This window comes from Roseibium aestuarii (assembly GCF_008477545.1).
Lineage (GTDB): Bacteria > Pseudomonadota > Alphaproteobacteria > Rhizobiales > Stappiaceae > Roseibium > Roseibium aestuarii.
Window position 1 is genome coordinate 428,006 of record NZ_VORA01000001.1, and the last position, 12,105, is coordinate 440,110.

General features: G+C 65.7%; 11 protein-coding genes. 9 read left to right on the plus strand and 2 right to left on the minus strand.

What is annotated here, in order from left to right:
- Positions 1–23 precede the first annotated feature (23 nt).
- Genes FR728_RS01860 through lpxK form a run of 3 tightly spaced genes read left to right on the plus strand, consistent with a single transcriptional unit; the run spans position 24 to position 3,113 of the window.
- Positions 24–722 (plus strand): lysophospholipid acyltransferase family protein, encoded by a 699-nt coding sequence (locus FR728_RS01860; protein WP_149890958.1) that lies wholly within the window; start codon positions 24–26, stop codon positions 720–722.
- Positions 715–2,034 (plus strand): 3-deoxy-D-manno-octulosonic acid transferase, encoded by a 1,320-nt coding sequence (locus tag FR728_RS01865; RefSeq protein WP_149890959.1) that lies wholly within the window; start codon positions 715–717, stop codon positions 2,032–2,034. Before FR728_RS01860 ends, FR728_RS01865 begins: the two co-directional genes overlap by 8 nt.
- The gene (gene lpxK, locus FR728_RS01870; RefSeq protein ID WP_149890960.1) at positions 2,031–3,113 is read left to right on the plus strand and encodes a tetraacyldisaccharide 4'-kinase; all 1,083 of its coding nucleotides are present in this window, start codon (positions 2,031–2,033) and stop codon (positions 3,111–3,113) included. Before FR728_RS01865 ends, lpxK begins: the two co-directional genes overlap by 4 nt.
- Positions 3,114–3,132: 19 nt before the next feature.
- On the opposite strand, the gene FR728_RS01875 is transcribed toward lpxK, so the two are convergent.
- Complete coding sequence (locus tag FR728_RS01875; RefSeq protein ID WP_149890961.1) at positions 3,133–3,354, minus strand: DUF2093 domain-containing protein; 222 nt, start codon at positions 3,352–3,354, stop codon at positions 3,133–3,135.
- A 277-nt stretch (positions 3,355–3,631) separates the two neighbouring features.
- Between FR728_RS01875 and tldD the strand changes: the two genes are divergently transcribed.
- The 4 genes from tldD to FR728_RS01895 all read left to right on the plus strand — a co-directional run bounded on the left by tldD (position 3,632) and on the right by FR728_RS01895 (position 8,249).
- Positions 3,632–5,056 carry a metalloprotease TldD gene (gene tldD, locus FR728_RS01880; protein WP_149890962.1) on the plus strand — a complete coding sequence of 475 codons (1,425 nt, stop codon included), beginning with the start codon at positions 3,632–3,634 and terminating at the stop codon, positions 5,054–5,056.
- 40 nt (positions 5,057–5,096) lie between these two features.
- On the plus strand, positions 5,097–5,741 hold the full coding sequence (locus tag FR728_RS01885) for an HAD family hydrolase (protein ID WP_149890963.1): 645 nt from the start codon (positions 5,097–5,099) through the stop codon (positions 5,739–5,741).
- Positions 5,738–6,361: a glutathione S-transferase family protein gene (locus FR728_RS01890; protein ID WP_244304348.1), complete on the plus strand. Its 624-nt coding sequence runs from the start codon at positions 5,738–5,740 to the stop codon at positions 6,359–6,361. Before FR728_RS01885 ends, FR728_RS01890 begins: the two co-directional genes overlap by 4 nt.
- Before the next feature lie 103 nt (positions 6,362–6,464).
- The gene (locus tag FR728_RS01895; protein ID WP_149890964.1) at positions 6,465–8,249 is read left to right on the plus strand and encodes a monovalent cation:proton antiporter-2 (CPA2) family protein; all 1,785 of its coding nucleotides are present in this window, start codon (positions 6,465–6,467) and stop codon (positions 8,247–8,249) included.
- Positions 8,250–8,303: 54 nt separating this feature from the next.
- Here FR728_RS01895 and FR728_RS01900 read toward each other — a convergent pair whose 3' ends face one another.
- Positions 8,304–8,822, minus strand: coding sequence for an invasion associated locus B family protein (locus tag FR728_RS01900; RefSeq protein WP_149890965.1), 519 nt, complete (start codon positions 8,820–8,822; stop codon positions 8,304–8,306).
- Between the two features lie 594 nt (positions 8,823–9,416).
- On the opposite strand from FR728_RS01900, the gene coxB reads away from it, so the two are divergent.
- Positions 9,417–10,361, plus strand: a complete 945-nt coding sequence (gene coxB, locus FR728_RS01905; RefSeq protein WP_244304349.1) for a cytochrome c oxidase subunit II — start codon at positions 9,417–9,419, stop codon at positions 10,359–10,361.
- A gap of 78 nt (positions 10,362–10,439) precedes the next feature.
- Positions 10,440–12,035, plus strand: a complete 1,596-nt coding sequence (gene ctaD / locus FR728_RS01910; RefSeq protein ID WP_149890966.1) for a cytochrome c oxidase subunit I — start codon at positions 10,440–10,442, stop codon at positions 12,033–12,035.
- Positions 12,036–12,105 lie beyond the last annotated feature (70 nt).

The window sequence follows — 12,105 nt, forward strand, 5'->3', positions numbered from 1 at the left end:
GCCCCATGTGAACGGACTGCCTGATGCTCAAGACCTATGGACGCCACCCCCTCGTGCTGAAGAGCATCGGCACGGCGCTCGCCGGATACCTGAAGCTGGTTCGCCGGACCAATCGCTTCGTGATCGATCCCCCCGGCATCTATGACGAGCTGCTGCCGAAGCTGCCGGTGATCGTGGCCATGTGGCATGGCCAGCACTTCATGGCCCCCTTCGTGCGGCCCGACGGCTGGTCGGTCAAGGTGATGATCTCCCGCTCCGCCGATGGCGAGGTCAATGCGATCGCGGCCGAGAAGCTCGGCCTCGGTCTCATTCGCGCCTCTGGCGGGCAGAAGGCCCATCAGTTCCGCAAGCGCGGCGGCATGCGCGGCTTCATCGAGGCCATGCGCGCCTTGAAGGAAGGGTCGTGCGTGGCCCTGACCGCAGACGTGCCCAAGGGTCCGGCCCGCGTGTCCGGTCTCGGCATCGTTCAGCTGGCCCGCCATTCCGGCTGCCCCATCGTGCCGATTGCCGTGGCCACCAGCCGCAGCATCGAGCTCAATTCCTGGGACAAGGCCAGCATCAACCTGCCCTTCGGCAAGGGGTCGATCACCTTCGGCGCGCCGATCCACGTGGCGGCCGATGCGGATGACGAGGCGCTCGAACTGGCCCGCCAGCAGGTGGAGGCCGGCCTGAACGCCACCACCCGCCGGGCCTATGAGCTTGTGGGGCGCAGCGATGGCTGAAGGGCGGCTGCCGCTCCCCCTCGCTCTCTATCGGCGCCTGGCCTCCAGCGCCGGCCCCGTCTATCGCCTGCTTCACCGCGTGAGACGCTCCGCCGGCAAGGATGATCCCTTGCGCGGCGCGGAGCGTTTCGGCGTGACGAACTGCTCACGGCCCACAGGCCCCATCGCTTCCGGCCCCTGTGTCTGGGTTCACGCGGCCAGCGTCGGTGAAACCGTTTCTGTCCTGCCTCTGATCGAGCGTCTTGTCGCCGAGGGGGCCTTCGTTGTCCTGACCACGGTCACGCGGACCTCGGCCGAGCTGGCAGCGGACCGGCTTCCCAAGGGCGCGGTCCACCAGTTTGCCTGTTATGACCACCCGGCCTATCTGGGCGCCTTCCTCGATCACTGGCGGCCGGATCTGGCGCTGGTGGTGGAATCCGAAGTCTGGCCTGTCACCTGGCTGACCTTGGCCGAGCGCCATGTGCCGCTCGTGCTGATCAACGGGCGCATGTCGGAGAAGTCCTTCCGTGGCTGGTCCCGGGTCGGTCGCTCGGCGGAGGTGATCTTCGGCTGCCTGGACCTCTGCCTGGCCCAGAGCCCGGCCGATGCGGAGCGCCTTGCGCTTCTTGGCGCGCGCCATGTCGGCTGTCCGGGGAATCTCAAGTTCGACGGGGCGCTTGCCCCGGCGGACCCGCAGGAACTGGAGCGCCTGCAGGCCCAGATCGGCGCAAGGCCGGTCTGGCTGGCGGCGCTGACCCATCCGGGCGAGGAAGAGATCGTCCTCAAGGCCCATCACGCCTTGCTGGCCGATCATCCGGATCTGCTGCTGCTTCTGGTGCCGCGCCATCCGGCCCGTGCGGCGGATGTCCGGGCCCTGTGCGAGCGCGAGGGACTGAGCGTGGCCCAACGCAGCGCCGGCGACGCGATTTCTCCGCAGACAGGCGTCTATCTCGGCGATACCATCGGCGAGATGGGTATCTTCTACAGCCTTTGCAGCACGATCTTTCTCGGCGGGTCTTTTGCCGATGTGGGCGGACACAATCCGCTCGAGCCCCTGCGCGCCGGGGCCGGCCTGATCACCGGGCCGAAGGTCGCCAACGCGCGCACCACCTATCAGGCCCTCTGGCAGGCGGATGCCGCCTGCCGGGTCGAGACCCCCGAAGCGCTGACCGCAGCCGTTGCCGGTCTTCTCTTCGATCCGGCCCGCGCCGAGCGCCTGTCCCGCAACGGGCAAGCTGTCATCGACGCGTCTTCCGGCGCCGTGGAGCGCACCCTGGAGCGGCTGCGCCCGCTTCTGGCATCTGCCCGCGCCGGGCGGGGAGAGCGCCCATGAGCGGCGCCTTCAGCCGGGCACCTGCCTTCTGGTGGCGCAAGGGCCTGAGCTGGCAATCGCTCCTGCTCGCCATTCCCGGGCTGATCTACGGCCGCATAACCGGCCAGCGCATGAAGGCCGCCCCCTCCGGTAAGAGCGCCATTCCCGTGATCTGCGTCGGCAATTTCGTTCTGGGCGGCGCGGGAAAGACGCCGTTCTCGATCGCATTGGCAAGGGCGCTCGAAGCGCAGGGGCTGCGGCCGGGATTTCTCCTGCGCGGCTACGGCGGGCGCGAGAAGGGGCCGCTGCTGGTCGATCTCGACCGCCATTCCGCAAGCGACGTCGGTGACGAGGCGCTGCTCCTGGCCGAGGTCGCCCCCACTGTCGTCAGTGCGGATCGTGTGGCGGGGGCAAGGTTCGCAGCGAGCCTCGCGGATCCTGCGGCCATCGACATTCTGCTCATGGACGACGGCTTCCAGAACCCGGCCCTGTGCAAGGATCTGAGCCTCGTGCTGGTCGATGCGGCCACCGGGCTCGGCAACGGGCTGTGCTTCCCGGCAGGCCCCTTGCGCGCCCCCTTGCGCCAGCAGATCGTCCATGCCGATGCGCTGGTGCTGGTGGGCGAGGGGACGGCGGCCGATGAGGTGGTTCATCAGGCAGCGCGGCGCGGCCTGCCGCTTTACCACGCGCGCATCGAGGCGCGCCCTGAGGCGGGGCTGACAGACCGTCCCGTCTTGGCCTTCGCCGGCATCGGGCGGCCGGAGAAGTTCTTCGCGTCGCTGGAGAGCTGTGGCTGCACGCTCGCCTGCAAGGTCGCCTTCCCCGATCATCATGCCTTCAGCGAAGCCGAGACGGAGAAACTGCTGCTCGAGGCGGAGCGCGAGGACTGGCAGCTCGTGACCACGGCCAAGGACATGGCGCGCCTGCGCACCGCCACTGGCGAGATCCATCGCTGGCTTTCGGCCCGCACGAAGGTCCTGCCCGTGGAGATGGTCATCGACCAGCAGGCCCGACTGCTCGGTCAGATCAATGAAATGCGGCGCCTGCGGGTGTTCCGTCAGGCGCCGTCGGCAGGCAGCAGCAGCGGGGATCCGGCGTAAGGGTGCCGGGATCTTCCCTTTACTTGAGACCCTTAGTCTCTTTGTAGCGCTTCAGCGAAGATTCCGGATCCGCATAGGCTTCCTGCAGCTCGACGGACCAGTATTTCAGCTCGTCCAGCGGGATCGGCACGCCGGTCACGGCGCAGCGCACGAAGGTGCCCTGCACCTCGATCTGGAAGTCGCCGTCGAGATAGCGCACGCGCGCCTCACTGGGCATCTTGGGTTTGTCGAAACGGTTCATCTTGGGGGCCATCGTCAACGGTTGCGGGCGCACGGGCGCGCCGGAAAGTGGCGCGATCCTAAGGATCCGGGACCGGAAGGGCAAGCCGGGAATGGCCCGCGCCCCCGTCGCCGGTAGACAGAGCTGCGCACATCTTGTCCACCACTTGCGAAATTGCGCAGGTGTAAATCCCATCGGCTCCTATATGGTGGGGACGATTTCCCTCTGCGGTGGCGGTCAGGCAGCCCTTGCGCCGACAACGACCCGCCGCAGAAGCCACGGCAAGCAGGACTGCACCATGAGCGACTTCAGCACCGACCTCATCGAATCCTCCGGCCTGGGCCTCGAGACGGCCCGCCGGATTACCGCGGAGGCCCTGCAGGGAGCCGATGACGGCGAGCTTTTCGTCGAATACCGCCAGTCCGAGGGGCTCGTCTTCGACAATGGTCGCCTAAAAGGGGCCAATTACGACACGGCCCAGGGCTTCGGCCTGCGGGCAGTCGTCGGCGAGGCGGCCGGCTATGCCCATTCCGGCGAGATTTCCGAAGGCGCCCTGCGCCGCGCCGCTGAAGCGGTCTCCGCCGTCAAGGGCGGGCATTCTGGCAGCTATGCCGCCGCACCCGCCCGCACCAACCAGGCGCTCTATGCCGATCTCAATCCGCTCGGCGCCCCGTCCTTTGAGGAAAAGGTCCGCCTGCTCCAGCAGATCGATGTCTATGCCCGCGACAAGGATCCCCGCGTTCGTCAGGTGACCGCCTCGGTCGCAGGCTCCTGGCAGGTGGTCGACATCCTGCGCGCCGACGGCCACCGGGTGCGCGACATCCGCCCGATGGTGCGCCTCAGCATCTCCCTCGTGGCCGGTGACGACAGCCGTCAGGAAACCGGCTCCTATTCCTGTGGCGGCCGGGAAGGCTTTGCCCGCTTCATTTCCCCCGACATGTGGCAGGCCGGGGTCGACGAGGCCCTGCGTCAGGCGCTGGTCAATCTGGACGCCGTGCCGGCCCCTGCCGGAACCTTCGACGTGGTGCTGGGCCCGGGCTGGCCGGGCATCCTGCTGCACGAGGCCGTGGGCCACGGGCTGGAAGGCGATTTCAACCGCAAGAAGACCTCCGCCTTTGCCGGTCTCATGGGGCAGCAGGTCGCGGCCAGGGGCGTCACCGTGGTGGACGACGGCACCCTGCCGGACCGCCGCGGCTCCATTACCGTCGACGACGAGGGCACGCCGTCGGGACGCACCGTGCTGATCGAGGACGGCATTCTCACCGGCTACATGCAGGACCGGCAGAACGCCCGGCTCATGGGCATGAAGCCCACCGGCAACGGACGGCGCCAGTCCTTCGCGCACATTCCCATGCCGCGCATGACCAACACGCTGATGCTCAACGGCCAGCACGAGCCGGACGAGATCCTCTCTTCCGTCAAGGACGGGCTCTACATGGTCTCCTTCGGCGGCGGTCAGGTGGACATCACCTCCGGCAAGTTCGTCTTCTCCTGCACGGAAGGCTACCGGGTGCGGGACGGCAAGATCGGCGAGCCGGTCAAGGGCGCCATGCTCATCGGCAACGGTCCTGACGCGCTGACCCGTATTTCCATGATCGGCAACGACATGGCCCTCGACACGGGCATGGGTACCTGCGGCAAGCAGGGACAGGGCGTTCCCGTGGGTGTCGGCCAGCCTTCCCTGCGCATCAATGGCCTGACCGTGGGCGGCACGGCGGTTTGATCCGCGTGCCGCGAACGCACTTCCCCCGCAGGACCACCCGATGAGCGACATCACCTTCGTGATCTTCGACATGGACGATGTTCTTTACGACTTCGACCATGACTTCCGCCTGCGTGCGCTGGCCACGCTCACCGGGCGCGATCCCGCCGACATCGACCGGGACGTCTGGGGCGGTCCCCACGAAAATCTGGCGGAGGCCGGCAATCCGGCAACGGCGGAAGCCTATCTGGACCAGTTTCAGGCGCTGCTGGGCTATCCGATCGACGAGGCGACCTGGACCGACATCCGCCGCCGCATGAAGACCCCGCGCCCCGGCGTCCTCGACATGGCGCGGGCGCTGAAGGGCCGGGTGGAACTGGCGCTCCTCACCAACAATGGCATGCTTCTCAAGAAGGCCTTGCCCGGCTGCGCACCCGAAGTGATCGAGATCTTCGCCGAAAAGGCGCATGTCTCCGCGGAGTTCGGCGCCCGCAAGCCGGATCCCGAGGTCTTCCGGCGGATCTGCGCCCGTTATGGTCATCGGCCGGAGGCAAGTGCCTTCGTCGATGACCGGCAGGAGAATATCGAGGGCGCTCGGGCCTGCGGGCTGTCGGCCCATCTCTATCGCGACGAGGCAGGGCTTCGCGCATATCTGACGGATCTCGGTCTTCTTCCCGGATCTCACCAGCAGGATGACTTGAAATGAGCATGAAGATCTGGGGCCGGATCAATTCCTCCAACGTGCGCAAGGTTCTTTGGTGCGCGGAAGAGCTTGGCCTCTCCTATGAGCAGATCGATGCGGGCGGCGCCTTCGGAGTGGTCGCCACCCCGCAATACCGCGCCCTGAACCCGAACGGGCGCATTCCCTGCCTGCAGGATGGCGACTTCGTCCTGTGGGAGAGCAACGCCATCGTCCGCTATCTGGCCCGGAAATACGGCAAGGCGCCCTTCGTCAACGAGACGCTCGAAGGCTGGGCTTCTGCAGACCGCTGGATGGACTGGATGACCTTCTCCTTCACCGTGCCCTTCAAGGATGTGTTCTGGAACGTCGTGCGCACCGCGCCCGAGAAGCGCGACCATGCGGCGCTGGAGGCAGGGCTCGCCCAGTGCATCTCCCATTTCGCCCTTGCCGACGAGGCGCTCTCCCGCCAGCCCTATCTCTCGGGCGACCATCTCGGCATCGGCGACATTCCGCTCGGCTCCATCGCCTATGCCTGGTTCGAAATGCCGATCGAGCGCCCGGCCATGCCCCATCTGGAAGCCTGGTACGCGCGGCTCAAGGAGCGTCCGGCCTATCGCAAGGGCGTCATGTCGCCGCTGACCTGAGCGCTGCAATCCCTGATCTGAAACGCTGCTGGCACATGCAAGTCTTAACCTTGCAGGGCTAGACTGGGTGCAACGCATTCAGATTACGGACAAAGGAGCGAAAATGGCCGGCGGTGGCGTGCCCCCCTTCATGGCTGACGGGCTGATCTTCCTTGCGGCAACCGTGGTGGCGGTGCCGCTGGCCAAGCGGCTGGGCCTCGGGTCGGTGGTCGGCTATCTGGCGGCTGGCGTCGTGATCGGCCCCTTCGGCTTCGGCTTCCTGGCCTCGGGCGAGGAGATGCTGCCCATCGCGGAACTGGGCGTGGTGCTGCTGCTCTTTGTCATCGGTCTGGAGCTCGACCCCGCCAAGCTCTGGCGCATGAAACGGGACATCTTCGGCCTTGGCACCGCGCAGGTGCTGATCACGGGCCTGACCCTGTGTTCGCTGATCATGCTCATGGGGTATCCCATGCGCATGGCCCTCGTGGCGGGCTTCGGGCTGGCGCTGTCCTCCACAGCCTTTGCCTTGCAGATCCTGCAGGAGCGCGGACAGTTGTCCGCGGCCTATGGCCAGCGGGCCTTCTCGATCCTGCTGCTGCAGGACATTGCCATCGTGCCGCTGCTGGCGATGGTCACCCTGCTGACTCCCTTTGCCGATGCCCAGGCCGGACCCTCGATCTGGATCGAGAGCCTGACCATCCTCGGAGCCATCGCGGCCGTGGTGATTGCCGGGCGCTATCTGGCCTCGCCCCTCTTCACCATCCTGGCCCGCAGCCACGCCCGCGAGGTGATGCTCGCCGCGGCCCTTCTGGTCGCGCTGGGCAGTGCCGGGCTCATGCATGTGGTCGGCCTGTCCATGGCGCTGGGTGCCTTCCTTGCCGGTGTGCTCCTCGCCGAATCGAGCTTCCGCCATGTGCTGGAAGCCGATATCGAGCCCTTCCGCTCCCTGCTCATGGGCCTGTTCTTTGCCGCCATCGGCATGTCGCTCGACTTCGGCCTGCTCATGGACCACATCGGTCTGGTGGTGCTGGGCGTTTTCGGCGTCATGACCGTCAAGGGCGCCTTCCTCTGGGCCCTGTCCCGGGCGACCGGCTCTCCCAATTCCGATGCGCTGCGCGTGGCCGTCACCCTGCCGCAGGGCGGGGAGTTTGCCTTCGTTCTCTTCACCGCGGCCGTCGGCAATCGCATCCTGACCTATGACGTTGCCAACGTGCTGAACTCCATCGTCATCCTGTCGATGCTTCTGACGCCGATTGCCTGCCTGCTGCTCGATGCGGTGGCAGAGCGCCTGCGCGCCCGCGGCGTGGAGAACCCGATGGTGGAGACCTTCGAGGAGGCGACCCCCACGGTGCTTGTCATCGGCTTCGGCCGATTCGGCATGACGGTGGCCCAGATCCTCACCGCCGAAGGGCTGGAAGTGCGCGCCATCGACAATGCCCCGGACCGGATCGCCTATGCCCGCCGCCTCGGCTTCAAGGTCTATTACGGCGACGCCACCCGTCCGGACGTTCTGGCGGCGGCCGGTGCCGGCAAGGCCGCCCTGATTGCGCTTTGCGTCGAAAACGACCGGGTGATGGGGCAGGCGGTGGATGTGGTGCGCGAAGGCTTCCCCCAGGCGCTGATCTTCTGCCGCGCCACCGACCGGGCCCATGCGCTTGAACTGGCGAAGAAGGGCGTCGACTTCCAGATCCGCGAGACCTTCGAATCGTCCCTCGTCTTCGGCAAGGAAGCGCTCTACAGCCTCGGTATTCCGGCGGACCGGGTTGCCGAAATCGAGGCGGACGTGCGCCAGCGGGATCAGGAGCGCCTCGCCATCCAGATGCGCGAGGGGTTCGAGGCCGGGCTGGACCGCATTCACGGCATCACCCCGCGCCGCCGGGCGAGCGACGTGGCCGCCGACCCCTCCTGAACCAAAAAAAGACCCGCCATGGGCGGGCCTTCGAATGCCTGGATGCGGTGCGGATCAGGGCAGGGCGTCGAAGCCGGCCGAGAAGCCTTTCAGCGAAATCGGAATGCCGATGCCTTCTTCCGGGGTCTGGAAGATGATGAAGGTGGCCAGGTTGCCGGCCTTCAGCTTCTTGATCAGCTCCTCGTCGAGAATGACTTCGGCGATGCAGCCGTTGGAGACGCAGCGCACGAAGGCGGCGCGGCCGATATCCGCTTCATCCACCCGCAGGCCGAGACCGGAGGGCAGCAGCACGCCCAGAGGGGCCAGAACCCGCAGGATCTTGGCCTGCTGGTCGGCGGTCTTCAGGATGATGACGGAGAGCCCGACATTCTCCCGGTCTTCCGCCGTCACGTTCTGGATCAGAGCGCATTGCTCGCCGGAAGCGCCCGGAGGCGTGTCGCAGCGCATCTGCCAGTCCCCGTGCACCGCCTTCACCTCGCCCTGGGCGAGCGCAGGTGACACGAACGCGGAAAGGGAGGTCGCGGCAAGGCTCGCGGTGAGGGCAGCGCCCAGGCAGGCGGTGAGACGGGTCATTCGGCGGAGCACGCGTCTGGACAAGGGGAACTTCCTCCTGATGCCATGGAACGGGCCGGCTGAGCGAACCTTCAGCGTTCCTGGCGAATCGTGATGATTTTCTGCGGTGCAGAGTGCACCAAGCCGAAGGTGCTTTCCACCCTAGCGACGTCGGTTCTCCCTTGCTGCCGACAAATCTGGGCAAAAATGCAAGTCATTGATCCTTATCAAGACAGTTGAAACACCCCCTCTGGCCAGCCGAGGCGGAAATCCGTTGCGGCAGGGCCGTTCTTGTGGTTTTTGTCCTGAAGGTAGCTGTTGAAACCAGGGTGCGGCAGATCGCCGCTTCGTCTTAAGGCTCCGTCGCGTTAGGTGCTGGTTTCAGGATAAGATACCGCTGCGGCGTTTGTTTCGGTCAGTTCGCGCAAGGCGATCTGCAGGCCGACCGGGAGGGTCGGGCGCAGGGCAAGGTGCCCGCGACCTGCGGATGGACGCCTTCGACAGGACCGCGCCAGGGGGCGCCGCAAGGACCTGCCGGGCGACGCGGCCGGAATGGTGACTATACAGTGCGAACGTCGACGGGCTGTCGACGGTTTGAGGGAAGGGAGCGAGGACGTGAAGGCCAACTTCAAGCGTCTTATGGGGGCAGTCGCCGGTGCGGCCGCCCTGTTCGGGTCGGCCGGTGCAGGTCTGGCCCAGGAAGCAGGATTTCACCCGTGGATGATCGGCCTTCAGGAGGCCGCGACCGAGGTGATGGACGATATCCGCTGGTTCAACGATCTCACGTTCTGGATCATGTTCGCGGTCGTCCTGTTCGTGCTGGCGCTGCTGATCATCGTCATGGTCAAGTTCAACGCCAAGGCCAACCCGGTTCCTTCGCGCACCTCCCACAACACCTTCATTGAAGTTGTCTGGACGGTGGCGCCGATCCTCATCCTTGTGGTCATCGCCATTCCCTCCTTCCGTCTCCTCTACAAGGAGCTGGAAATCCCGCAATACGACATGACCGTGAAGGCCATCGGCTACCAGTGGTACTGGGGCTACGAATACACCGACGAGAACATGAACGGTCTCGCGATGGATTCCCTCATGATTGGTGACAGCATGGATGCCGAGAAGGATCTGGCAGCGCGCACCGAAGTTGCGGCCGCCCGTGGCGTCACCGTCGACGAAGTGCCGCGCCTGCTGGCCGTGGACAACGAGCTGGTCATTCCGGTCGACACCACGGTTCGCCTGCAGGTGGTCGCCGAGGACGTGATCCACGCCTTCGCCATGCCGGCCTTCGGCGTCAAGATCGATGCCATGCCGGGCCGTCTGAACGAGACCTGGTTCCGTGCGCGCCAGACCGGCGTCTACTACGGCCAGTGCTCCGAGCTCTGCGGCCTGAACCACGCCTTCATGCCGATCGCCGTCCGGGTCGTGACCCGCGAGCAGTTCGACGCCTGGGCCGAAGCCGCCCAGAGCGACCTGGACACGGCCAACAAGCAGCTCATGGCCGCGATCGCTTCCGAGCGGAAGGTCGCAGGCAGCGCATCCGAGATCACCGTCGCCCGCAACTGAGGCGACGGTATGCGAGCCGGCGGGCGGGGGGAGTGAGACCCGCGCCGGCTCTGGAGAGATTGAAAGAGGGAGTTCATCATGGCTGCCAGCGAAGCACATGCGGCACATGACCATCCGACGGGATGGGTACGGTGGGTCTATTCGACCAACCACAAGGATATCGGCATTCTGTATCTGATCTTCGCGATCTGCGCGGGCATCATCGGCGGCGCACTCAGCGTGGGCATCCGCATGGAGCTGCAGGAGCCGGGGATGCAGATCTTCTCCAATCCCCACACCTTCAACGTGTTCACCACGTCGCATGGCCTGATCATGATCTTCTTCATGGTCATGCCCGCGATGATCGGGGGCTTTGCCAACTACTTCGTGCCGATCATGATCGGCGCGCCGGACATGGCCTTCCCGCGGATGAACAACATCTCCTTCTGGCTGCTGCCGCCGGCCTTCGCCCTGCTGCTGCTGACCCTCTTCGTTGACGGCCCGTCCGGCTATTCCGGCACGGGTGGCGGCTGGACCATCTACCCGCCGCTGTCCACCTCCGGCCAGCCTGGCCCGGCGATGGATCTGGCGATCCTGTCCCTGCACATTGCAGGTGCCTCCTCGATCCTCGGTGCCATCAACTTCATCACCACCATCCTGAACATGCGCGCCCCGGGCATGACGCTGCACAAGATGCCGCTCTTTGCCTGGTCGGTTCTGGTCACCGCCTTCCTGCTGCTGCTCTCCCTGCCGGTTCTGGCAGGCGCGATCACCATGCTGCTGACGGACCGCAACTTCGGCACGTCCTTCTTCGATCCGGCCGGCGGTGGCGATCCGATCCTGTTCCAGCACCTGTTCTGGTTCTTCGGTCACCCGGAAGTGTACATCCTGATCCTCCCGGGCTTCGGCATCATCAGCCACATCATCTCCACCTTCTCCCGCAAGCCGGTCTTCGGCTACCTGGGCATGGCCTATGCCATGGTCGCCATCGGCGTCGTCGGCTTCATCGTGTGGGCGCACCACATGTACACGGTTGGCATGTCCACCGAGACCCAGGCCTATTTCGTCGCCGCCACCATGGTGATCGCGGTTCCGACGGGCGTGAAGATCTTCTCCTGGATCGCCACCATGTGGGGCGGCTCCATCACCTTCCGCACCCCGATGGTCTGGGCGATCGGCTTCATCTTCCTGTTCACCGTCGGTGGTGTGACCGGGGTGCAGCTGGCCAATGCCGGTCTCGACCGCGCGCTGCATGACACCTACTACGTGGTGGCGCATTTCCACTACGTGCTGTCGCTGGGGGCCGTCTTCGCGATCTTCGCGGCCTGGTACTACTGGTTCCCGAAGATGTTCGGCTACATGTACAACGAGACGATCGGGAAGGCGCACTTCTGGATCACCTTCATTGGCGTGAACCTGATCTTCTTCCCGCAGCACTTCCTGGGTCTGAACGGCATGCCGCGCCGCTATGCCGACTATCCGGATGCGCTGGCCGGCTGGAACTTCGTGTCCTCCATTGGCTCCTACATCTCCGCCTTCGCCGTCCTGGTGTTCCTGGTCGGCATCGTCGAGGCGATGATGAAGAAGCGGGCCGTGGGCAACAACCCGTGGGGTGAAGGTGCAACGACCCTGGAGTGGACGCTGACGTCTCCTCCTCCGTTCCACCAGTTTGAAACTCTGCCGCGGATCAAGTAAGTCGCCCCGATCCGCATCGGCCCGAGGGCCGACCCAAGAACATAAGACACCGCGCTCACGGGTGCGGTGT

Coding starts and splice junctions, on each gene's coding strand:
- FR728_RS01860 (WP_149890958.1), top strand. CDS start 24: ATGCTCAAGACCTATGGACGCCACCCCCTCGTGCTGAAGAGCATCGGC.
- FR728_RS01865 (WP_149890959.1), top strand. CDS start 715: ATGGCTGAAGGGCGGCTGCCGCTCCCCCTCGCTCTCTATCGGCGCCTG.
- lpxK (WP_149890960.1), top strand. CDS start 2,031: ATGAGCGGCGCCTTCAGCCGGGCACCTGCCTTCTGGTGGCGCAAGGGC.
- FR728_RS01875 (WP_149890961.1), bottom strand. CDS start 3,354: ATGAACCGTTTCGACAAACCCAAGATGCCCAGTGAGGCGCGCGTGCGC.
- tldD (WP_149890962.1), top strand. CDS start 3,632: ATGAGCGACTTCAGCACCGACCTCATCGAATCCTCCGGCCTGGGCCTC.
- FR728_RS01885 (WP_149890963.1), top strand. CDS start 5,097: ATGAGCGACATCACCTTCGTGATCTTCGACATGGACGATGTTCTTTAC.
- FR728_RS01890 (WP_244304348.1), top strand. CDS start 5,738: ATGAGCATGAAGATCTGGGGCCGGATCAATTCCTCCAACGTGCGCAAG.
- FR728_RS01895 (WP_149890964.1), top strand. CDS start 6,465: ATGGCCGGCGGTGGCGTGCCCCCCTTCATGGCTGACGGGCTGATCTTC.
- FR728_RS01900 (WP_149890965.1), bottom strand. CDS start 8,822: ATGACCCGTCTCACCGCCTGCCTGGGCGCTGCCCTCACCGCGAGCCTT.
- ctaD (WP_149890966.1), top strand. CDS start 10,440: ATGGCTGCCAGCGAAGCACATGCGGCACATGACCATCCGACGGGATGG.